The 21,558-nt window shown below is 67.2% G+C and carries 21 protein-coding genes, 2 tRNA genes and 1 pseudogene; 16 read left to right on the top strand and 8 right to left on the bottom strand.

Going from position 1 to position 21,558, the window contains the following annotated elements:
• The first annotated feature begins 90 nt into the window (after nt 1-90).
• From CF68_RS13600 to CF68_RS13585, 4 genes are all read left to right on the top strand, one after another.
• Nucleotides 91-167 (top strand) — tRNA-Arg (locus CF68_RS13600).
• A gap of 214 nt (nt 168-381) precedes the next feature.
• Nucleotides 382-642 carry a hypothetical protein gene (locus CF68_RS13595; protein WP_013955938.1) on the top strand — a complete coding sequence of 87 codons (261 nt, stop codon included), beginning with the start codon at nt 382-384 and terminating at the stop codon, nt 640-642.
• A 58-nt stretch (nt 643-700) separates the two neighbouring features.
• On the top strand, nt 701-1,087 hold the full coding sequence (locus tag CF68_RS13590; protein WP_235205764.1) for a hypothetical protein: 387 nt from the start codon (nt 701-703) through the stop codon (nt 1,085-1,087).
• Nucleotides 1,088-1,133: 46 nt separating this feature from the next.
• Nucleotides 1,134-1,209, top strand: a tRNA-Met gene (locus CF68_RS13585).
• Between the two features lie 144 nt (nt 1,210-1,353).
• On the opposite strand, the gene CF68_RS13580 is transcribed toward CF68_RS13585, so the two are convergent.
• Entirely contained in the window at nt 1,354-1,635 is a 282-nt protein-coding gene (locus CF68_RS13580; RefSeq protein ID WP_035819589.1) for a hypothetical protein, read from the bottom strand.
• 151 nt (nt 1,636-1,786) lie between these two features.
• Between CF68_RS13580 and CF68_RS13575 the strand changes: the two genes are divergently transcribed.
• Nucleotides 1,787-2,470 carry a Fe2+-dependent dioxygenase gene (locus CF68_RS13575; RefSeq protein ID WP_035819634.1) on the top strand — a complete coding sequence of 228 codons (684 nt, stop codon included), beginning with the start codon at nt 1,787-1,789 and terminating at the stop codon, nt 2,468-2,470.
• Nucleotides 2,471-2,527: 57 nt separating this feature from the next.
• Here the strand turns inward: CF68_RS13575 and CF68_RS13570 are convergent, their stop codons facing one another.
• The gene (locus tag CF68_RS13570; RefSeq protein WP_035819587.1) at nt 2,528-2,836 is read right to left on the bottom strand and encodes a hypothetical protein; all 309 of its coding nucleotides are present in this window, start codon (nt 2,834-2,836) and stop codon (nt 2,528-2,530) included.
• Between the two features lie 156 nt (nt 2,837-2,992).
• The gene (locus tag CF68_RS13565) at nt 2,993-4,441 is read right to left on the bottom strand and encodes a PLP-dependent aminotransferase family protein (RefSeq protein ID WP_035819585.1); all 1,449 of its coding nucleotides are present in this window, start codon (nt 4,439-4,441) and stop codon (nt 2,993-2,995) included.
• Nucleotides 4,442-4,585: 144 nt separating this feature from the next.
• On the opposite strand from CF68_RS13565, the gene CF68_RS13560 reads away from it, so the two are divergent.
• The 5 genes and pseudogenes from CF68_RS13560 (at nt 4,586) to CF68_RS13540 (ending at nt 8,360) form a co-directional block, all read left to right on the top strand.
• A complete protein-coding gene (locus CF68_RS13560; protein WP_035819583.1) occupies nt 4,586-5,029 on the top strand; it encodes a carboxymuconolactone decarboxylase family protein in 444 nt (147 codons plus the stop codon).
• A 136-nt stretch (nt 5,030-5,165) separates the two neighbouring features.
• Nucleotides 5,166-6,609, top strand: a pseudogene (locus CF68_RS13555) (DUF2252 domain-containing protein).
• A gap of 34 nt (nt 6,610-6,643) precedes the next feature.
• Nucleotides 6,644-6,955 (top strand): hypothetical protein, encoded by a 312-nt coding sequence (locus CF68_RS13550; RefSeq protein WP_010809215.1) that lies wholly within the window; start codon nt 6,644-6,646, stop codon nt 6,953-6,955.
• A 157-nt stretch (nt 6,956-7,112) separates the two neighbouring features.
• Nucleotides 7,113-8,015 (top strand): lipid A hydroxylase LpxO, encoded by a 903-nt coding sequence (gene lpxO, locus CF68_RS13545; protein WP_013955948.1) that lies wholly within the window; start codon nt 7,113-7,115, stop codon nt 8,013-8,015.
• An 87-nt stretch (nt 8,016-8,102) separates the two neighbouring features.
• Nucleotides 8,103-8,360 (top strand): DUF333 domain-containing protein, encoded by a 258-nt coding sequence (locus tag CF68_RS13540; protein ID WP_035819632.1) that lies wholly within the window; start codon nt 8,103-8,105, stop codon nt 8,358-8,360.
• Nucleotides 8,361-8,371: 11 nt separating this feature from the next.
• Here the strand turns inward: CF68_RS13540 and CF68_RS13535 are convergent, their stop codons facing one another.
• Both CF68_RS13535 and CF68_RS13530 read right to left on the bottom strand, forming a co-directional pair.
• The gene (locus tag CF68_RS13535) at nt 8,372-9,877 is read right to left on the bottom strand and encodes a sensor domain-containing diguanylate cyclase (RefSeq protein WP_051591528.1); all 1,506 of its coding nucleotides are present in this window, start codon (nt 9,875-9,877) and stop codon (nt 8,372-8,374) included.
• Between the two features lie 151 nt (nt 9,878-10,028).
• A complete protein-coding gene (locus tag CF68_RS13530) occupies nt 10,029-11,465 on the bottom strand; it encodes a PLP-dependent aminotransferase family protein (RefSeq protein WP_035819580.1) in 1,437 nt (478 codons plus the stop codon).
• 175 nt (nt 11,466-11,640) lie between these two features.
• On the opposite strand from CF68_RS13530, the gene CF68_RS13525 reads away from it, so the two are divergent.
• Both CF68_RS13525 and CF68_RS13520 read left to right on the top strand, forming a co-directional pair.
• Nucleotides 11,641-12,012: a hypothetical protein gene (locus CF68_RS13525; protein ID WP_035819578.1), complete on the top strand. Its 372-nt coding sequence runs from the start codon at nt 11,641-11,643 to the stop codon at nt 12,010-12,012.
• 67 nt (nt 12,013-12,079) lie between these two features.
• A complete protein-coding gene (locus tag CF68_RS13520) occupies nt 12,080-13,705 on the top strand; it encodes an NAD(P)/FAD-dependent oxidoreductase (RefSeq protein WP_035819576.1) in 1,626 nt (541 codons plus the stop codon).
• Here the strand turns inward: CF68_RS13520 and CF68_RS13515 are convergent.
• On the bottom strand, nt 13,702-14,967 hold the full coding sequence (locus tag CF68_RS13515; RefSeq protein WP_035819574.1) for a TIGR03862 family flavoprotein: 1,266 nt from the start codon (nt 14,965-14,967) through the stop codon (nt 13,702-13,704). The two genes, CF68_RS13520 and CF68_RS13515, sit on opposite strands and share 4 nt — an antisense overlap.
• Before the next feature lie 90 nt (nt 14,968-15,057).
• On the opposite strand from CF68_RS13515, the gene CF68_RS13510 reads away from it, so the two are divergent.
• Nucleotides 15,058-15,633 (top strand): DUF1415 domain-containing protein, encoded by a 576-nt coding sequence (locus CF68_RS13510; RefSeq protein ID WP_035819628.1) that lies wholly within the window; start codon nt 15,058-15,060, stop codon nt 15,631-15,633.
• Here CF68_RS13510 and CF68_RS13505 read toward each other — a convergent pair whose 3' ends face one another.
• Nucleotides 15,634-16,476 carry an SAM-dependent methyltransferase gene (locus CF68_RS13505; RefSeq protein ID WP_035819572.1) on the bottom strand — a complete coding sequence of 281 codons (843 nt, stop codon included), beginning with the start codon at nt 16,474-16,476 and terminating at the stop codon, nt 15,634-15,636.
• 215 nt (nt 16,477-16,691) lie between these two features.
• On the opposite strand from CF68_RS13505, the gene CF68_RS13500 reads away from it, so the two are divergent.
• Together CF68_RS13500 and CF68_RS37720 are read left to right on the top strand one after the other, a co-directional pair.
• Nucleotides 16,692-18,305: a DUF342 domain-containing protein gene (locus CF68_RS13500; RefSeq protein WP_035819570.1), complete on the top strand. Its 1,614-nt coding sequence runs from the start codon at nt 16,692-16,694 to the stop codon at nt 18,303-18,305.
• Between the two features lie 255 nt (nt 18,306-18,560).
• The gene (locus CF68_RS37720) at nt 18,561-18,713 is read left to right on the top strand and encodes a hypothetical protein (RefSeq protein ID WP_200872560.1); all 153 of its coding nucleotides are present in this window, start codon (nt 18,561-18,563) and stop codon (nt 18,711-18,713) included.
• Between the two features lie 61 nt (nt 18,714-18,774).
• Here CF68_RS37720 and CF68_RS13495 read toward each other — a convergent pair whose 3' ends face one another.
• The gene (locus CF68_RS13495) at nt 18,775-19,887 is read right to left on the bottom strand and encodes a CapA family protein (protein ID WP_369798870.1); all 1,113 of its coding nucleotides are present in this window, start codon (nt 19,885-19,887) and stop codon (nt 18,775-18,777) included.
• A gap of 245 nt (nt 19,888-20,132) precedes the next feature.
• Here CF68_RS13495 and CF68_RS13490 point away from each other — a divergent pair, with 245 nt between their 5' ends.
• Nucleotides 20,133-21,521 carry an FAD-binding oxidoreductase gene (locus CF68_RS13490; RefSeq protein ID WP_035819566.1) on the top strand — a complete coding sequence of 463 codons (1,389 nt, stop codon included), beginning with the start codon at nt 20,133-20,135 and terminating at the stop codon, nt 21,519-21,521.
• Nucleotides 21,522-21,558: the final 37 nt, after the last annotated feature.

Below are 21,558 nucleotides of genomic sequence, written 5' to 3'. Positions count from 1 at the left end.
TCTGCTGCGCCCCTTCCAGAGAAAGATCACAAAAAAGTTGCGAAGGGGCTTCCCAAAAATAAAAACTGGGTTATAATCTTTTTCTCGCGTGCGGCTGTAGCTCAGTTGGATAGAGTACTTGGCTACGAACCAAGGGGTCGTGGGTTCGAATCCTGCCAGCCGCGCCACCTATGCAGAAAGAAAAGGGCTTCCGGAAACGGAAGCCCTTTTTCGTTTCCGTCCTCTCGCCGTCGTGCCGTTCGGCCTGCGCGCTGCGGCCACCGTTCCCGCTTTCCACCTGCACCCACGCATCGCCTGCGATTGCTGCGTCACGCCTTGCGGTCGCCCGTGCGGCCTCCTAGGCTCGAATCAGGCACAACCTCGACCCTGGGAGCTGAGCGCATGGAAAACGCAGAGTGGCGCGTTGAAGAGTACCGCGGCATGGATGTCTATGTCCTGGTATCGCCGCAAGGGCAGGACAGCATCGGCCGTTGGGGCTATGAAGTCCGCGTGTCGCAGGAGGGCGCCGACCCGGCCGACGCGGGCGATACCGAGTTGCTTGCCAGCGGCCCGCAGCAGTTCGCCACGCGCCATGCGGCGGAGGTGGCTGCCTTCGGCGCGGGCTATGCCCTGGTGGACCGACTGCTGGGGCCCGCCGAATAAGGGCTGCGCGTCATTGTGATTGGCGCAACGGCTTATATCATGCTGTGATCTATTGCTATTGACGCGGATCATTCTTGATCCGGCCCGGTACTCCTACGCTGGAAATGAAGCGAGCGAAGTCTCGCTCGCCATTGCAGCAGAAAGGAGTGCCCCCGCCATGCCGGAATATGCAGGCTACAAGATCGTCTATGAAGTGATTGCGCTGCCCAGGTCCAAGTGGGCCATCCTGATCGAGATCATGCGTCGCGCCGACGGCGAGATTCTCGCGGGGCGGCACAATCCGTTTCCCAACCAGCCGTTCGACACCAAGCTCGAAGCGCTCGACCACGTCAACCGCTACGTCGAAGGCGTGCTTGCAACGCATGAACCGGGGGCGGTAAAGCCAGGCGCATTGCATGACGGCGCGGATGCACGAATGAACGATTTCATGTGCACGGCAAAATAGCGCTTGCCATGCGCGGATGAATCGCCCATAATCCGTCTCCTTCAGACGCGGGGTGGAGCAGTTGGCAGCTCGTCGGGCTCATAACCCGAAGGTCGCAGGTTCAAGTCCTGCCCCCGCAACCAACGCCTTATATCAGTATCCAGCGGCATTCGTCGCAGTCCTTCAAGGCGTTGTTCTCAAGGCCGTCCGGCCTGACTCACTCACTGCTCCGATGTAATTCCGCGCAACCCAAAGGCATGCCTTGCAGCGTTCGTGCGCTTGCACCACTAGGTGCGCACCAGTTCCGCCGCACGCCTGAAGGTATCGCGCACCAGCGGCTGGTCTTCACGCTCCGCGGCGTCGGCATGCTCACGCAGCCGCGTGGCCAGCACCGTCAGTGTTCCTTGCGCCTGCGGCCCGCCCGCGGCCTGGCACTTGGTTACCGCTTCGCGCATCACCGCATCGAGCTCGCCGCTGACATCGGCACCATCGAAGGCGCTCACCGAGAGAGCCGAGATGCGTTCCAGGTAGAGATTGACCAGCGCTTCATCGTGTAGCGGTTCGGACATGTCGGCTCCTTGTCAGTGACGGGGATTCAAGACCCATTGTAGTGAAGCCGCCGCCTGCACAGGATCAAACAGTAATGATTCTTGTTCGGGTCCCTGCCGCGATTCCCATACAATGTGCACCTGCCCGATTTATCCCGACATTATTGCCATCATGATGCTGCAGATTCCCGACGTACTGTCCAAGGGCCAGGTGGCGCAAGTCCGGCAGGTCATCGACGCGGCGGCGTGGGCCGACGGCAATGAGACCTCGGGTTACCAGTCGGCGCTGGCCAAGCGCAACCTGCAGTTGCCGGAGGGCTCGCCGGCGGCGCGCCAGGTGGGCGACCTGATCCAGGACGCGCTTGGCAACAATGCGCTGTTCTTCTCGGCGGCGCTGCCGCTGAAGGTCTATCCGCCGCTGTTCAACCGCTATGAGGGCGGGCATACCTTTGCCAACCACGTCGACAACGCGATCCGCTACCTGCGCGGCACCAGCTTCCGCATCCGCAGCGACCTGTCGGCGACGCTGTTCCTGACCGAGCCGGAGGAATACGACGGCGGCGAACTGGTGATCGAGGACACCTACGGCCAGCAGCGCGTGAAGCTGCCGGCTGGGCATATGGTGCTGTACCCGGCCACCAGCATCCACCACGTGACGCCGGTCACGCGCGGGGCGCGGGTGTCATCGTTCTTCTGGATCCAGAGCATGGTGCGCGACGATGGCCAGCGCGCGCTGCTGTTCGAGCTGGACGCACGTATCCGCCAGGTGGCGCAGGGGCTCGGCCAGGCGCATGAATCGGCGATCGGCCTGACCGGGGTCTATCACAACCTGCTGCGCCGCTGGGCGGACGCCTGAACGCCGGCGGCGCCCGCTGCGGGGCGCTGCATCACGTCAGCCAGCAAGCAGGCGCGGCTATTCGTCGCGCCGTCGCTGCATCTGCAACAGTTCGATCGGAGAAGGCTGGATGCGCCGCCGCGCCGGGCGCAGCGCGCGGTTGGGCCACAGCACGTAGTTGGTGTGCGGATCCAGCGGCTTGCCGAAGTACGAGACCCAGACCTGTACGCCGTGCTCGGTTTCGGCAACGATGGCCGCGACGGCGCGCGCCGCGGCGGAAGGGGACTTGAGCAGTTCCGCCAGGGCTTCGACGCCCTGCACGACATGGTGCTTCACCCCGGCAAACCATGCGTACTGACGCATGGCGGACAACAAACGCTTGGTCATGAACGCGACTCTGGTTGTGTGGAAAGTGCGAATGAGACCCGCACGCTTCCGATTTGTTCACGTCGGTTTGCGAAATACCAGCATGACTGCGGCGCCATGTCGCTGTGATCGCATGCGCGGCATGTGTCACCTGGTATCGCTCCTGTGCGGCCCGCATCACGTGGCGTGCGGCGGCTCAGGTACCAGTGCAGAGAGTACCATTGCCAGCCGGTCCAGGGCAGGATCGATATCCAGCAGGTCGATGGCGCCGAAGCCCAGCAGCAGCCCCGCGCAGGTGGCAGGGGGCGTGGCATAGCAGGGATCGAGCGTGGCAAGTGCCAGGTCGGCCAGACGTGCCATCGAGACCAGTGTCTCGGACGCCACCGGCACGCGCAGCCGCGCCGCCAGGTGGAAGCCCGCCATCGCCGGCAGTGGCTCCAGCCACGGCGACAGGTCGCCGTGCAGCCGCGCCAACAGGCGGGCGCGGCGCTGGGCGTGGCGCGCGTGCGAGCGCCGGATATGGCGCAGCAGGTGCCCCTCGGACAGGAAGCGCGCCAGCGCCTGCTGGATCAGCGTCGGCGTGTACCAGTCCATCAGGTGCTTGACCTTGCGCGCGGCCGGCATCAGCCAGGGCGGCACCACCAGGTAGCCGCCGCGCAGGTTGGCCATCAACGTCTTCGAGAACGTGCCGAGGTAGACCACGCGGCCATGCCGGTCCAGCGTCTGCAGAGCATCCAGCGCCTGGCCGCCGTAGCGGAATTCGCTGTCGTAGTCGTCTTCCAGGATCACCGCGTGGCGGCGTGCCGCCCAGTCCAGCAGCGCCTGGCGCCGCGCCAGGCTCATCGGCACGCCCAGCGGCGACTGGTGCGAGGGGGTGACATAGACCAGCGTGGCATCGTTCGGCAGCGCCTCCACCACCAGCCCTTCGCCATCGACCGGCACTGGCACCACGCGTGCGCCCAGCCCCTGGAACAACGAACGCGCCATCGGGTAGCCGGGATCCTCCATCGCCACCACGGCGCCGGGCCCGAGCACCAGCCGGGCCAGCAGGTCGATGCCCTGTTGCGCGCCGCCCGTGACCAGGATGTCAGTCGGCATGCTCTGCACGCCGCGCGTGAATGCAATATGGCGGGCAATGGCCTGGCGCAGCGCCATCTCACCTGCCGGATCGGCGGCGCCGGGCGGGCGCTGGCGCTCGGCGGCCAGCGCCGCGCGCACGCAGCGCGACCAGGCTTCATGTGGAAAGCGCGTGGTATCGGCCTGCCCCGGCTGGAACGCATAGCGCGCGCCGCCGCCGGAGTCCAGGAAGGGCGTCGGCACCGCCATCCAGCGCTGCACGGCGGGAGGCAGCACCGGCGCCGCCGCCATGCGCACGGCCGGGCGGGCCAGCCCCTCGGCCACATAGGTGCCGTCGCCGACGCGCGCGTGCAGCCAGCCTTCGGCCACCAGCCGTTCATACGCGGTGGTCACCGTCTTGCGCGCCACGCCCAGCTGGGTGCCAAGCAGGCGCGTAGGCGGCATGCGTGCGCCGGCCTCGATCCGGCCGCCCTGGATCGCGTCGCGGATCTGGTGGACGATCTGCGCGGTCAGGTCGCTGGCTTGGTCCAGGGCGAGATGCAGTTCCATGATGGTACGCGTCGGTCGGAATTGGCCTACTGATTCTGACGGAAATTGGCGGTGTACGGGGCCAATCGATGGGTCTATCTTTCATTCCAACGGGCGCGACAACAATGCCCGCCGAATCCAACCTGTCAAAATCGGAGATCGATCATGGAAGAACGGATGAACTGGCAAGACGTGGCCCCTGACGCGTACAAGGCAATGATTGGCCTGGAGGTCTACCTGGCGCGCTGCTCGCTGGAGACCACGCTCAAGGAACTGGTGAAGATCCGCGCCTCGCAGATCAACGGCTGCGCGTTCTGCCTGGACATGCACATCACCGATGCGCGCAAGCATGGCGAAAGCGAGCGCCGCCTGAACCTGCTGCCGGCCTGGCGTGAAGTGAGCTGGTTCACCCCGCGCGAGCGCGCCGCGCTGGCGTGGACCGAGGCGCTGACGCTGCTGCCGCAAAGCCAGGCGCCTGACGCGGACTACCAGGACTTGTGCGAGCAATTTTCGGAAAAGGAAATGGCCGACCTGACGCTGCTGATCTCGGCCATCAATGCATGGAACCGCTTTGGCGTCGGTTTCCGTCGCCAGCCGCCGGCGCTCTGAGCCGCGGCGCACATCCGCCCGACCCAAGCCTGACCCGCGCCGTGGCCTGCCGATTGACAAGCCGCGGCGCAGTGCATTAGCTTCTGTTGCAGATGCTGCACAAATGGCAACCGCCGGCGGCGCCGGCATTGGGGGCATGGTGGCGACACGTCAGGAGGGCGGGCAAGCCGGGGCCGAGGGTACGGTCGAGGCCCGGCGCGAGCGTGGCAGGACCGCACGCCAGAAGGTGCCGCGCGGTGCGCATGAAGCCATTGGCAGCGTCGACCGCGACCCCGTCGAACTGCTGGAAATCAGCAGCCAGGGCCGGGTTGAGCGGCTGGTGTCGCTGCGCTACGGCCGCATGGTCCAGTCGCCGTTCGCCTTCTACCGCGGCAGCGCCATCATCCAGGCCCACGACCTGGCCGGCACCGCGGATTCCGGGCTGCATATGCAGATCTGCGGCGACTGCCACCTGGCCAACTTCGGCGGCTTTGCCACGCCCGAGCGCGCGCTGCTGTTCGACCTCAACGATTTCGACGAAACCAGCCCCGGTCCGTGGGAATGGGACCTCAAGCGCCTGTGCGCAAGCTTCGTGGTGGCGGCACGCCACCTGCGGCACAAGGCCGGCGTGGCCGAAGACGTGGTGCGCGAAGCGGTGGGCAGCTACCAGCGCCGCATGCTCGCCTATGGCGAAATGGGCATGCTCGACACCTGGTACGACCGCATTACCTTCGAGCGGCTGATCGAAGAAGAAACCTTGCCCGAAGTCCAGAAACGCATCCGGCGCGGCATGGAGCGCGCCGCCGACCGCACCCACGAGTCGCTGCTGCCCAAGCTGGCCGAGCGCATCGGCGACCGCTGGTCGATACTCGATGCGCCGCCGGCCATCTTCCACGTGCGCGGCGAGCAGACGCTGTTCGGGCCGGGCGACGACTGGCTGGCCGCCAGCGACGCGGACCTGGCGCTGGACCAGGCCTACCACGACTACCTGTCCACGCTGGCCCCCGACCGGCGCCGGCTGCTCGGCCATTTCACGCGCCATGACGTGGCCTTCAAGGTGGTCGGGGTGGGCAGCGTGGGCACGCGCTGCCTGGTGCAGCTGATGGTGGACCAGCATGACAAGCCGCTGTTCCTGCAGGCCAAGGAGGCCACCAGGTCGGTGGTGGCGCGTTACTTCAAGAGCGCGCCGACCGCGCACGAGGGCCGCCGCGTGGTCGAGGGCCAGCGCCTGATGCAGGCCGCGAGCGACCTGTTCCTGGGCTGGACCAAGGGGCCTTTCGGGCGGCACTTCTATCTGCGGCAACTGCGCGACATGAAGCTGTCGGCACAGATCGAGCTGATGGATGCCGAACTGTTCGGCCGCTATGCCTCGCTGTGTGGCTGGGTGCTGGCGCGCGTGCCACGCCAAGGCCAGCGGCCTGGCCGCCGAGGTCAGCGGTTACCTGGGCCGCAGCGACCGCATGGCCGACGTGATGGTAGGCTATGCCAATGGCTATGCCGACCAGGTCGAGCGCGATTACGATCAGTTTGTCGCCGCGTGCCGTTCGGGGCGCCTCGAGGCGCGCACCGATGCCGACATGGCTGCTGATTTCCGCGTGTAGCCCACGCGTCTTTGCCTGGCCAGGAGTCTGCCCCATGACAGAAGACACCCTGCTGCAACTGATGACGGAAGTCGAGAAGGAAGACCCCATCGACTACGCCGACCTGCCGTTCGACGACGCCGCGCTGCGCCGGCTGGCGTGCCGGCTGATCGCCGAGCGCTCCAGCGAGATGGAGGCGTCCGGCCTGCCGGTGGAAGCGCTGCTGGCAACGATGTGGGCCTCGACCGCCAAGCTGGTGCTGGAAAACCTGGTGCTCAACGCGCGCCTGCTGAGGCTGCAGGGCCTGCCCGACGACGCCCAGGCGCTGATCGAGCGCATCGCGCGGCAGTCGCGCGGCGGGGCCTGAACGCGCCAGCCTGACTTCCCGGCCCGCACCGCGGGCCATGTGCCGCAATCGTCTCAAGCTGCGGCAGCTCTGCCGTTTCGCTAAAATACGCGTTTTCACCCAGCCGGTCCGCGCTGTGACTGACACGCGGCGGAGGCGGCTGACCAGGAGGATTTCGGTGATCAAGTGGATTATCGTCGCGGGCTACCTCGGTGCCGTCCTGTATGTGCACTTCCGCGGCAAGGTGCGCCTGCGCATCTGGCGCCAGCTGCTGGACCATTCGGCCCTGGTGGCCCCGATCAACTGCTTCATGTATGCGTTCTCGGGCGTGCCCCGCACGCCGTACATCCCGGTCGACAACTTCCCCGACCTGGAAAAGCTGCGTGCCGCCTGGCCCGAGATCCGCGACGAAGGGCTGGCCCTGGCCGCGATGCGCAAGATCAAGGCCGCGGACAAGAACGACGACGCCGGCTTCAATTCCTTCTTCAAGTACGGCTGGAAGCGCTTCTACCTGAAGTGGTACGAGGCCCAGCACCCGTCGGCCGAGCAGCTCTGCCCCAAGACCGTGGCGCTGCTGCGCGAGCTGCCCACGGTGAAGGCGGCGATGTTTGCCGAGCTGCCGCCGGGCGGCAAGCTCAACCCACACCGCGACCCGTTTGCCGGCTCGCTGCGCTACCACCTGGGCCTGGCCACGCCTAACGACGACCGCTGCTTTATCGAGGTCGACGGCGAGCGCCACAGCTGGCGCGACGGTGAGGGCGTGGTCTTCGACGAAACCTATCTGCACTGGGCCGAGAACCGCAGCGATGCCAACCGGCTGATCCTGTTCTGCGATATCGAGCGTCCGATGCGCTACGGCTGGGCTGCGAAGTTCAACCACTGGATGGGCCGCAAGGTCATGACCGCGGCCAGCTCGCCCAATGACGAGCACGACCAGACCGGCATGATCAACCGGCTGTTCCGCTTTGTCTGGCTGGGCGGCCAGTATCGCCGCCGCTTCAAGGCCTGGAACCGCCAGCTTTACTACGTCACCAAGTTCGGCCTGATCGTGCTGGGCGTGGGGCTGATCGTCTTCCTGTAAGAAGCAAAAACCGACGGTTTGCTCCCTCTCCCGCTTGCGGGAGAGGGAGCACCCACTTGGGAGCTTCCTTTGCCCACGGAGATCCTGGTGCGCGTCCGTACCGCAGCACTGTGGCTGGCCGCCGCCCTTGGCGCCGCCGCATGCACCACGACACCTGCAGAACGTGCCGCCGGCAGCGCCGCTGCCGTCGGCATGCCGAACCCCGCCTCCGTCAACTGCACGCAGCGCGGCGGCAAGCTGGAGATCGTGTCGACACCGGCCGGCCAGTCCGGCATCTGCTCCCTCCCGTCAGGCAAGCAATGCGAGGAGTGGGCGCTGATGCGCGGCCAATGCACGCCGGGCTGAGCCGCTAGGCTTCAATCGCGGCGGCGTTCGTTGGCCAGCGTGGTGTAGTAGTCGCGCTTGGCCTGATACATACGGCTGTCGGCCAGCTTGACGATCTCGTTCAGCCGGTCGCCTTGCAGGCAGGTGGCGTGGCCGATGGAAAGGCTCAGGCGTGCGCCCGGGTAGAACTGGTTGTTCAGCTCCACCACCTTGCCGATTTGCTCGACCACCGTGGCGGCCCCGCGCTCGTCGCGCCCGGGCAGCAGGATCATGAACTCGTCGCCGCCGATGCGCGCCACGCAGGCCTGCTCGCCCACCGCCTTCTTCAATACCTCGCCGGTGCGGCGCAGCAGCCCGTCGCCGTCGGCATGGCCGAACTGGTCGTTGACCACCTTGAGGCCGTTCAGGTCCACCGCCACCACGCTGACCGGCCACGGGCCCTTGCGGCCCAGCCGCGCCAGCTCGTCCTCATAGTAGGCGCGGTTGTAGAGCTTGGTCAGCACGTCGTGCTTGCCCAGGAACTCGACATAGGCCTCGGCCTTCTTGCGCGCCGTGATATCGGTCAGCGACACCAGCACCTGGTCCCAGTCCGCTTCCCGCCCGGGGAATACCGACCACTGCATGAAGACGTCCACGGCGCGGCCATCCAGCGCGTAGTTGATGACTTCTCGCTGCTGCCACAGCTTCTCGTGCCAGAGGTCGATCAGCTGCTCGGCAAAATGGATGCGCATGTCGTCGCGGAACACATCGCCCAGCCGCGACAGCAGGGCCTGCTTGCTGTCCGCGCCGAACATCTGCAGCGTCTGCTGGTTGACATCAAGCACGCGGATCTCCTGCATGCAGCGCGAGACAAAGTCCGGATGCACGTTGAGGAAGGTGCGGAAGTCGGTGATGCCGGCGCCGCGCACTTCATCGAGCAGCACCTTGACCGCGCTGAAGTCCTCCACCCACAGCGACACCGGCGAATGCTCGAACAGTCCCAGCGCATACTGCTCGCTGCGGCGCAGTTCGCGCTCGGTGCGCATGCGCGCGGTGATGTCCTTGATCGACAGCAGCACGCGCTCCCAGGTGTGTTCGTGGCCCGGCATCACCGTGGCCTCCAGCTGGATGTCGAGCCGCTCGCCATCCAGCGTGTAGTTGACGGTCTGGCTGGCGAAGCGATTGCCGCCGTCCCACAGCTGGCCGAGCTCCTCGACATGCTGGTCGAGCATGTCGTCGCGGAAGACGGTGTCGAGGTTGGCCACCAGGTCGTCGAGATCGGCTGCGCGGAACAGCTCCAGCGTGCGCCGGTTCACGTCGATCACGCGGATCAGCGCCGAGCACTGCGCCGCTTGCTGCGGGTTCGTGCGCAGGTGGGCGCGCAGGTCGGTGACTCCTTCCTTGCGCAGTTGCGCAAAATACTCGCGCACGGCGCTGAAGTCTTCCAGCCACAGCGAGACAGGTGCCAGTTGGAACAGGGTTTGATAATCGTCCAGGTTGTTGCCGGCAGGGTTGCCGACACCCTTGCCGACGGACGGTGCCGCGGATGCACTGCTCAAGGCTTTTCTCCTTTTTCTTTTTCCCGTGGTGCACAGCACCCGTGGTCGGTCTTCGCCCCCGGAGACCAGCCGGGCCGCCCCTGTGCACCAGCGCATTAGGATAGGCGAGGCGCGAGTAAAAGGGGAGGGATATTGCAGGCAGGCGCCAGGGCTAGCCTGCCAGCCGCTGCACGATGGCGGCCAGCGTGCCCAGTGCCCGCTCGATCTGCGCCGAGCGCGGCGTGCCGCAGTTGACGCGCAGGCAGTGGTCGAAGCGGCCGGCGTTGGAGAACATCACGCCCGGCATCACGCGGATGCCGGCCTGCAGCGCCTGGTCGAACACCGCTTCGGACGATACCTGGGCGGGCAGTTCCACCCACAGGTGCATGCCGCCGCGCGGGGACCCCAGCCGCGTGCCGGCGGGAAAGCTGGCGGCGATGGCCTGCGCGAACCATTCGCGCTGCGCGCGCAGCCGGGTGCGCAGCCGGCGCAGGTGGCGGTCGTGCGCGCCGGAAGCCAGGAAGTCAGCGGCCGCCATCTGTGACAGCATCTCGTTGGGCCGCGACAGGCCGAACTTGAGCATTTCCACCCGCGCCTGCCATTTGCCGGCGGCGATCCAGCCCAGGCGCATGCCGGGCGCCAGCACCTTGTGCAGCGAGGCGCAGTGGATCACGTTGCCGCTGCCATCCCAGGCCTTGGCCGCGGCCGGCGGCGCGTCGCTGTCGGCGGTGGCCGAGAAGCAGTCGTCCTCGATCAGCGCGATGCCGCGCGCCTCGCACCACTGCACCAGCCGCGCCTTGTGCGCGTCCGGCATGATGCAGCCGAGCGGGTTCTGCAGGTTGGGTACCACCGCCACTGCGCGGATGTTGTCGTAGTGCTGCGCGGCCAGCTCCAGCGCCTCCAGCGAGATGCCGGTCTGGGGGCTGCACGGGATCTCCAGCGCGCGCATGCCCAGGCTTTCCAGGATCTGCAGCAGGCCGTAGTAGGTCGGAGACTCCACCGCAATCACGTCGCCCGGGCCTGCCACCGCGCGCAGCGCGAGGTTGAGCGCCTCGGTGCAGCCGTGCGTGATGACGATCTCTTCCGGTGCCAGCTGCACGCGGTTGCGCAGCGCCTGGCGCGCAATCGCGGCGCGCAGCGGCTGGTAGCCATCGGACTCGACCGCCTCGCCGAACAGCTGCGGATGCCGGCGCAGCGCACGCGCCGCGGCACTGCGCAGGGCCTCGGTCGGGTAGAGCGACGGCGCGCAATAGGCGCCGCCCAGATCGGTATGCACGTGCTCATGCTGGCTGCGTGCCAGCAAGCCTGAAATGCGCTGGTGGATGCCGACGTACTGGGCCGGGTCCGGCAGCGCGGCGGCGGGCTCTGACAGTTCGGCCAGCGGCCCGCGCAGCGGCGCGGCAACGAAATAGCCCGAGCGCGGCCGCGCTTCCAGCAAGCCGTCGCTCTCGAGCTGCCTGCATGCCTGCAGCGCGGTGGACAGGCTCACGCTGTGCAACGCCATCAGCGCACGCACCGACGGCATGCGGTCGCCGGCGGCGAGCGTGCCGGATTCAATGGCGCGGCGGTAGTGGCCGGCAACCTGGCGGTAGAGCGGGGTGGTGTCCATGGGGGGATCGTGGCGTGGTCGGGCGCATCGGTACAGATACAGACGCGGGGCCCCTGTATCGTAACAGTGCGAAATCCTGGTTGCTGTTCCGGTCCAGGCGCTACACCGGTGTGCCTGCCGCATGCGCTGGCCGGTCGATAGTCTGGAGTCCTGTGCCTGTTACCGGAGTCCTGTCATGCAAAGCGATCTCAACGACACTTCAACCGTGGTGCCGCTTTCGGCCGGCCAGTGCCTGCGCCTGCGCGTGGCGGCGGGCACCGTGCTGCATGCCGGCGCGGGGGAACTGGAGCTAGCCGGGCCGCCGCAATGGCTGGCCGATACCTGCTACGTGCCGCGGCGGCGCCTGCGCGCGGGCGACACGTGGATCGTGCCCGCGCGCGGCTGGCTGACGCTGTCGGCCAGCCGCGCCGGCGCATTGTCAATCACGGCCCCGCCGGGTTGGCTGCCCCGGCTGCAAGCCTGGCTGGCGTTGTCCTGGCGCCGCACCGGCCCGGCCCGCCAGCCCGTATCCCGCCAGATTCCCGACTCCGCGCCCGAAAGCCTATAAAATTGCGCTCCGGCCGGCCTGGCACATTGGTGTGCCCAACCCCCCGGCCGCAGTTCTCGGGTTCCCCATGCTACGTCTAAGTGAAGTCAAACTCCCGCTCGACCATACCGAAAGCGACCTGGACGCCGCCGTGCGCACCAGCGCCGCGCAGATCGGCGTCAAGGGAGACGGCCTGATCGGCTATACCGTGTTCCGCCGTGCCCACGATGCGCGCAAGCGCTCGGATATCAAGCTGACCTACATCATCGATATCGAGGTCGGCGACGAGGCCGCGGCAATCAAACGCATGGCCGGCAAGCCGCACTGGAGCGTGACGCCCGACATGGCGTACCACTTCGTCGCGCGCGCGCAGGCGGGCAGCACGCATCCGCGCCCGGTGGTGATCGGCATGGGCCCGTGCGGCCTGCTGGCCGGGCTGATCCTGGCGCAGTCGGGCTTCCGCCCCATCATCCTGGAGCGCGGCAAGGCAGTGCGCGAGCGCACCAGGGACACCTTCGGCCTGTGGCGCAAGAGCGTGCTCAACCCCGAGTCGAACGTGCAGTTTGGCGAAGGCGGCGCGGGCACGTTCTCGGACGGCAAGCTGTACAGCCAGATCAAGGACCCGAAGCATTATGGCCGCAAGGTGCTCAACGAGTTCGTGCGCGCCGGCGCGCCCGAAGACATCCTGTACAAGGCACGCCCGCATATCGGCACCTTCCGCCTGGTGAGCATGGTCGAGAAGATGCGCGCCGAGATCACCGAGCTGGGTGGCGAGATCCGCTTCGAGACGCGCGTGGACGATATCGACATCGATGGCGGCCAGGTGCGCGGCCTGAAGCTGTCCACCGGCGAATACCTGGAAGCCGACCACGTCATCATGGCGGTGGGCCACAGCGCGCGCGATACCTTCGAGATGCTGCATGAGCGCGGCGTGTTCATGGAGGCCAAGCCGTTCTCGCTGGGCTTCCGCATCGAGCATCCGCAGGGGCTGATCAACCGCAGCCGTTTCGGCAAGTTCGCCGGCAACAAGCTGCTGGGCGCGGCCGACTACAAGGTGGTGCATCACTGCAGCAACGGGCGGTCGGTGTACAGCTTCTGCATGTGCCCGGGCGGCACGGTGGTGGCGGCAGCGTCGGAGCCGGGCCGCGTGGTCACCAACGGCATGAGCCAGTACAAGCGCGCCGAGCGCAACGCCAATGCCGGCATCGTGGTCGGCATCACGCCGGAGGACTATCCCGGCGGGCCGCTCGCCGGCATCGAATTCCAGCGCAAGTGGGAAGAGCGCGCGTTCGAACTTGGCGGCAGCAACTACTGCGCGCCGGGCCAGCTGGTGGGCGATTTCATCGCGGGCCGGGCATCGACCTCGCTGGGTTCGGTCGAGCCTTCGTACAAGCCCGGCGTGACGCCGACCGACCTGAGCACGTCGCTGCCTGACTACGTGATCGCGGCGATCCGCGAGGGCATTCCCGAGATCGATAAGAAGCTGCCTGGATTTGCCCTGCATGATGCCGTGCTGACCGGGGTGGAGACGCGCACCTCGTCGCCGCTGCGCATCCGCCGCAACAACGATGACTACCAGAGCATCAATGTGAAGGGCCTGTACCCGGCGGGCGAAGGCGCGGGTTATGCCGGCGGCATCTACTCCGCGGCGATCGACGGCATCGAAGTGGCCGAGGCCGTGGCGCTTAGCATCGTCGGCGGCAAGCCCGCCTAAGCCTGCTGCAGGTAAGCCGCGGCGCCGAGCGCCGCGGTGCGCCCGCTGGCAAAGCACGCCGTCAGCAGGTAGCCGCCGGTGGGCGCTTCCCAGTCCAGCATCTCGCCCGCGCAGAACACGCCCGGCAGCGCGCGCAGCATCAACCCTTCATCCATCGCTTCGAATCGCACGCCGCCAGCGCTGCTGATGACTTCGTCGATGGGCCGCGGGCGCAGCAGCTGCAGCGGCAGCGCCTTGATCGATGCGGCCAGCGTGTCGGCATCGTGCATCGCTTCCTTCGACAGGCATTCACGCAGCAGCCCGGCCTTGACGCCGGTGAGGCCAAGCCGGCTTTGCAGGTGGCTCGACAGCGAGCGCGCGCCTCGCGGATGCTTTACCTGCGCGCTGACGTGTTCGGCGCTGTGCGCCGGCAGCAGGTCAAGGTGGATGGTGGCGTCGCCATCGGCTTCGATGCGGTCGCGGATCGGTGCGGACAGCGCGTAGACCAGGCTGCCTTCCATGCCGGTGGCGCTGATGACGAACTCGCCCTGGCGGTAGTGCGCTTGTCCGTCGCGGTCAGTCAGGGCGATGGCGACGGGCTTGACCGGCTCGCCGGCAAAGCGCTCGGCAAACGCCTCGCTCCACGCTACATCAAAGCCGCAGTTGGCAGGCCGCAGCGGCGCAATCTCGACGCCGCGCTCGGCCAGCCGCGGCACCCACGCACCATCCGATCCCAGCCTTGCCCAGCTGGCACCGCCCAGCGCCAGCACCACCGCGCGCGCCTGCACGACCGTTTCACCGTGCGGCGTGGCAAAGCGCAGCGCATGCGGCGCGCCCTCGTCCCAGCCCAGCCAGCGGTGGCGCATATGGAACTGCACCCCGGACTCGCGCAGGCGGTGCAGCCACGCGCGCAGCATCGGCGCGGCCTTCATGTCGGTCGGGAAGACGCGGCCGGAACTGCCGATGAAGGTTTCGATGCCAAGCCCGTGCACCCAGTCGCGCAGGGCCTGCGGGCCGAAGCCCGCCAGCATCGGCGCGATCTGTGCGGTGCGGGCGCCATAGCGGCCCAGGAAGGCCGGCTCCGGCTCCGCATGGGTCAGGTTCATGCCGCCCTTGCCGGCCATCAGGAACTTGCGCCCGACCGACGGCATCGCGTCGTAGACGGCCACGCTGGCACCTTGCGCCGCCAGCACTTCGGCCGCCATCAGGCCGGCCGGTCCACCGCCGATGACGGCAACGTCGAGACCGGCTTGGGAAGGGGAGGAAGTGGCGGAAGAGGGCATCAGGAGGCTCGGCAGGGGGCGGGGTGTTTCCGCCGCGGATTATAGAGCCTGCGGCAGCGCTAGAATGACGGTTTGCCGCGCCTTGCCATCATGACCTCCGCCACTCACTCCGCAGACACCGTCATCGCCGCTACCCGCCACTGGCTGGAGCGCGCCGTGATCGGGCTCAACCTGTGCCCGTTCGCCAAGAGCGTGTATGTGAAGGAGCAGGTGCGCTACGTGGTCAGCACCGTCACCGAGGCGCCGGACGTGATGGACGACCTGGAGCGCGAACTGCGCCTGCTGGCAGACGCCGACCCCGATCAGATCGACACCACGCTGTTGATCCTGCCGGATGCCGTGGCCGATTTTCTCGACTTCAACGACCTGCTGTATTTTGCCGAGCGCCTGCTCCGCAGCCTCGGCCTGGAAGGCACGCTGCAGATCGCCAGCTTCCATCCGCAGTACCAGTTTGCCGGGACCGAGCCGGACGATATCGAGAACTACACCAACCGTGCGCCGTATCCGATCCTGCACCTGCTGCGCGAGGATTCCATCGCCCGCGCGGCGGCGGCGTTCCCGGATGCGGCGGATATCTACGAGCGCAACCAGGCCACCATGCGCCGCCTGGGCCACGAGGGCTGGCAGCGCTGGATGGCGGGCGAGGACGAGCCCGGGGAAGCGTGATTACACGGCCGACGCCGGCGCGGTGAAGAAGCGCTCGCGCATTTCTTCCAGCCCCAGTCTTTCCAGCACCTCTTCCAGCCGCTCGGCCGGGCGGCGGCGCGGCAGGTCCTTGTACTGCGCGATGATCAGCTCGTTCTTCATCGAGTGTTCCCAGCCCACCAGCTCGGTCACGTTGACCTGGTAGCCGTGCGCCTCCAGCTGCAGGCAGCGCAGCACATTAGTCACCTGGCTGCCGAATTCGCGCGTATGCAGCGGATGGCGCCAGATCTCCGTCAGCGGATTGCCTGCCAGCAGCTTGCCCTTGTGCTTGCGCAGCACGCTGGCCACCTCGGCCTGGCAGCAGGGCACCAGCACGATATGGCGGGCCTGCTTGGCCAGCGCAAAGCGGATCGCGTCGTCGGTCGCGGTATTGCACGCATGCAGCGCGGTGACGACGTCGACGGTGGGCGGCAACTGCGGCGACGTGATCGAATCCGCCACCGACAGGTTCAGGAACGACATCCCCGGAAAGCCCAGCCGCGCGGCCAGCGCCTGCGAGGTCTTCACCAGTTCTTCACGGGTTTCGATGCCGAAGATGTGTGAGTCGTCCTGCAGCGCCTTGAAGAACAGGTCGTAGAGGATAAAGCCCAGGTACGACTTGCCGGCGCCGTGGTCCACCAGCGTGACGCGGCCGCGCTCTGCCTTGACCTCCTGCAGCAGCGGTTCGATGAACTGGAACAGGTGGTAGACCTGCTTGAGCTTGCGCCGGCTGTCCTGGTTCATCTTGCCGTCGCGCGTCAGGATATGGAGTTCCTTGAGCAGTTCGATGGACTGGCCGGGGCGGATTTCGTGGGTATTTGACATGAGGGGGACTGCGCAGGCTGCGGGACGCGGCGCGTCCCGGAATGCCGACAGTTTACCGAAAAGTCCGGCGGGTTCCCCTGAAGTCGAGTGGCGATGACGCCGTCGGGGCGTGTTGTGCGCTAAAGTTCTCAGCGCTCCTGCCGTTGCTTATGGATCGATAACAAGCGGAGCGCCGGCACCCGCCGCGCGGCTGCACAAGACGATTCAGGGGACGCATGACGCATGAGTCGGGTTTGCGCCTGGAACTTGCCGAGCCAGGCGAGCAGGTGCATGCGCGCTACACGCCGCAGCCAGGCAGGCTGCCGCCGGACCAGGCCAGCCTGCGCCAATGCCTGGACAGCCTGGGCTGGGCCGGGGCGCGGCTGGATTTGCGCGCAGTGGCGCAGTTCCTGGCGCAATGCCAGCGCGCCGAGCATGAGATCGATGCCACCATCGGTACGCTGATCGACGGCGCCTTCGAGCTCGACATCACCGCCGACGGCCTGGGCGTGCGGCTGACGCTGCTGCCAGCCGAGGGCGGCCGCCCGGTCAGCGCCGAGGACATCCGCCGCGCCGTGGCGGAACGCGGCGTGGCGGCACCGATCCAGACCCTGGCACTGGACGCCGCGCTGGCCGAAGGCCGTTGCGAGCTGCGCACCATTGCCGCCGGCGTCGCGCCGCGCCAGGGTGAGCCGGCGCGCTTCATCAACCTGCTCGAACCGCGCAAGCCGGCGCAGCCTGACGACGAGGCCGGCAAGGTCGACCTGCGCGACCTGGGCAACCTGCTGCTGGTCAGCCCCGGCACGCCGCTGATGCGGCGTATCCCGGCGGTGCAGGGCAATGCCGGGGTGGACGTATTTGGCAAGCCCGTCGCCGCCGATCCGGTCGACGATCCGCCCTTTGCCGAAGGCCTGACCGGCGCTGCCGCCGATGCCGACGATGCGGAGCTGCTGCGCGCAGTGATCGCAGGATCGCCGATGGTGGGCGTGCACGGCATCTCGGTCAGCCCCGTGGTGCAGGTGGAATCGGTCGACCTGCACTCAGGCAACGTGGCGTTCGACGGCACGCTGCGCGTGTCGGGCGACATCCGCACCGGCATGTCGGTCAATGTCAGCGGCGACGTTGTGGTCGAGGGCACCATCGAAGCCGCCAATGTCGAGGCCGGCGGCAATGTGATCGTCAAGGGCGGCATCATCGGCAAGGCCGACACCGGCCGCGCCGAAGGCGGCATCAGCCGCGCCAGCGTGCGCTGCAAGGGCGCGGTGAAGGCGCGCTTTATCGAGAACGCCGTGGTCGAGGCCGGCACCGAGGTCACCGTCGAAAGCGGCATCCGGCAGAGCGATGTTGCTGCCGGCGAGCGCATCGTGGTGGGCGGCACCGGCGCGCAGGGCAGCATCAGCGGCGGCCGCAGCCGTGCCTTGCTGGCGGTGCGCGCCGCGGTGCTGGGCGCTCCGGCCGGCACCGCCACCAGCATCCAGGTCGGCCTGAATCCCTTTGCCGACGCACAGCGCGCCGCGCTGGAAGCCGAGCGCCGCCGCATGCTGGCAGAGCAGAACAAGGTCAAGCAGCTGGTGGATTTCTTTGCCAAGCACCCCGAGAAGGCCGTGGGCGACCTGCGCGAGAAGGCGCGCGCGACCCTGTTCAAGCTGTCGCGCGACCTGTTCGAGCTTGAGGCACGCCTGACCGAGCTGGGGCAGCAGATGCAGCCGGCCGCCGATGCCGTGATCGACGCCGCGCGCCGCATCCATGGCGGCGTCACGCTGCAGGTAGGCAGCCGCGTGCTCAAAGTGATGGAAGACAAGCCTGGCGGCCAGATCCGCCTGGTCGACGACCGCATCATCGTCGGCTGAACGCGCGCTGTCATCCGCGGGGATTTGTACTATGCTGCAGTTATGTCCTGGGGTGCCGCAGGATGGGCGAGAGAGCTAGAGTCGGGCAGTGAATGAAGAAGCGGATCAGCACTCTGCGGAAGCGTTACACGGAACCAACTCACGTGGCACTGGAATAACCGGAAGGCCAGCCATCAAGGCTGGCCTTTCTGCTTTTTGTGACGGCTGCCAGGCGAACTACACTGAAGGTGCAACCATTAGCCAAAGGAGGTTGCGATGGCCGCCACCTTGATTACCGTGCTGGTCCTGATCACCCTTGTTGCGTGCGCCGCATTTGCCATCTGGATGTTGCGGGAAAAGAACCCGACGCTGCAGCAGCAGGAGCAGTCGGTGCGCACATGGCTTGACCACATGATCCATCGCCACTGACGCGTGGCGATTGGCTTTCGGGCAGCCCGCCGCAACGGCGGGCTTTTTCATGGGCTGAGGCTCAAGCCGCCCACAAGCGCAGTTCATGCAATCCGCTGCGCTCCACCCGTGTGCCGAGTGCCCGTCCCTCGTCTTCAAACATGGACTGCAGCCACGCCATATCCACTTCGCGCGCATAGGCCAGCCGGAAATGGCTGCGCCGCAACGGCACCAGCCGCAGGTCGGCGCTGCCGCCGGCATCGAAGCTGACGAAGGCCATCAGCGCCAGGTCCGGCCGGTATTCGTCGTAGCCACCAATGCCTTCGTAGTCGTTGATGAAATCGCCGCAGCCATACAGGATTGGCTTGCCGGCATGCAGCTCAATCCCCAGCGGATGATGCGAGGAATGCCCGTGCACGATGTCGATTTCGCCGCCCTCCACCAGCGCGCGGGCGAAGGCGCGTTGCGCGGGGTCGATGTGGTAGCCCCAGTTCGGGCCCCAGTGGATCGATACCACCACGACGTCGCCGGCACGCCTGAACTTGCGCACCTGCGCGGCAATGCGTTCGCGCGATGCAGCCGACCAGTCTTCCAGGAGGTTCACGCCGGAATGTCCGGCGCTGGCGCGCCAGGCCGCCGGAGTGCCGGCATTTTCCATGGCGAGGGCCAGCACCAGCACGCGGCCGCCGCCGGGCCGCGGCAGCAGTGCGGCGTGCGCCGCGCTTGCCTCGTCGGGGCCGGCGCCGGCATGCGCTATATGCGCGCCGTCGAGCGCTGCCAGCGTATCCGTCAGGCCCGCGCGTCCCCAGTCCATCACGTGGTTGTTGGCCAGCACCGCGCAGTCGATGCCGGCGGCCTGCAGGCAGGCGATGTTGCCCGGATGCATGCGATAGTGCACCGCCTTCCCGGGCCAGACATCGTCGCTGGTGGTGATGGCGGTTTCCAGGTTGACGATGCGCGGCCGCGCAGCGCGGCTTTCCAGTTCCGCCAGGGCATCGCCCCAGGGGTATTCCGGCGCGGCGGGGCGCGCGATCGGGCCGGTCTTGTGCTCGGCCAGGCGCACGTAGTCGAGCGCGGAATGCACATACGATTCATGCAGCAGCGGCTGGCTGGGATGCGCCAGGATCTGGTCGATGCCGCGCCCGGTCATCACGTCGCCGCACAGGAACAGGGGAGGGTGGCTGGCTGTGTCCATGGTGCAGACGGACGGCGCGAGGGCGCCGTGCCGGCTGTTCATTCATGATAGGCCGGCAGGGTGGCGGGGCGGCATGATCGCGTTGCGGCACTTGCCATGGGGATTGTGCGCGTGGGGCCAAAGCCCCATTTACATTCAAGCGGTGACTGCCTTAAATGATCTAGTCATCGGTCCTCGTGGCCATTTCCCTGCACCCAGACGCCGCGCGCCGTCCGATGTTTCCAACCAGCATCGGGAGGCACACTATGGCCCAGCCATCGCAGGAACACATTGAGGCACTCAAGGCGCAGCTGCGCGGGCGCCTGCTGCAGCCGGACGACAGCGGCTACGACGAAGCGCGCCGCATCTGGAACGCGATGATCGACCGCCGTCCGCCACTGATCGTGCAGGCCGCGGGTGCTGCCGACGTGATCGCCGCGGTCAACTTCGCGCGCGACCATGGCGTGCTGCTGTCGATACGCGGCGGCGGCCACAATATCGGCGGGCTGGCGATCTGCGAGGACGGCATGGTGCTGGACCTGTCGCAAATGAAATCCGTACGCATCGATCCCCACGCGCAACGCGGCTATGTGGAGCCCGGCGCCACGCTGCGCGATTTCGACCACGAGGCGCAGGCCTTTGGCCTCGCCACGCCACTGGGCATCAACTCCACCACCGGCGTGGCCGGGCTGACGCTCGGCGGCGGCTTCGGCTGGCTCAGCCGCAAGTTCGGCACCACCGTCGACAACCTGGTGTCGGCACAGGTCGTGACCGCCGACGGCAAGCTGGTGCGCGCCAGCGCCGACGAGAACGCCGACCTGTTCTGGGCGCTGCGCGGCGGCGGCGGCAACTTCGGCGTGGTGACGATGTTCGAGTTCCGGCTGCACCCGGTCGGCCCCGAGGTCTATGGCGGGCTGATCGTCTATCCGCTGGAACAGGCCGCCGCGGTGTTGCCGGCCTACCGTGAACTGTTCAAGTCGATGCCTGACGAGCTGACCGTCTGGGTGGTGCTGCGCCAGGCGCCGCCGCTGCCGTTCCTGCCGCCCGAGACGCACGGCAAGCCGGTTGCGGCACTGGCGATCTGCTATATCGGCCCGCCTGACAAAGGCCCCGAACTGGTCGAGCCGTTGCGCAAGCTCGGCACGCCCTATGGCGAGCATCTCGGGCCGATGCCGCTTACGGCATGGCAGCAGGCCTTCGATCCATTGCTGACGCCGGGAGCGCGCAACTACTGGAAATCGCACAACTTCGCCGGGCTGGACGACGGCCTGATCACGATGCTGATCGAGCAGATCGGCAAGCTGCCCTCGCCGCAATGCGAGGTCTTTATCGGCGCCATGGGCGGGCAGACCAACCGCGTCGCGCCCGATGCCACTGCTTACGCCAGCCGCGACGCCAACTTCATCATGAACCTGCACGGGCGCTGGGATGCGCCCGCTGATGACGACAAGTGCATCAGCTGGGCCCGTGAAGTGTTCCGTGCGGCAGCGCCCTTCGCACTGGGCAGCGTCTATGTGAACTTCCTGACGCAGGAAGAAACCGACCGCATCGGCGCGGCCTACGGGCCCAACTACGAGCGGCTGGTCGAGGTGAAGCGGCGCTATGATCCGGGCAACCTGTTCCGCCACAACCACAACATCAATCCAGCGGCGTAACTGGCGTAATCTGCAGGGACAGGCAGGAAGGCGGGGC

It is taken from the genome of Cupriavidus sp. SK-4, from assembly GCF_000611125.1.
Lineage (GTDB): Bacteria > Pseudomonadota > Gammaproteobacteria > Burkholderiales > Burkholderiaceae > Cupriavidus > Cupriavidus necator.
This window is presented reverse-complemented; position numbering and strand designations above follow the sequence as displayed.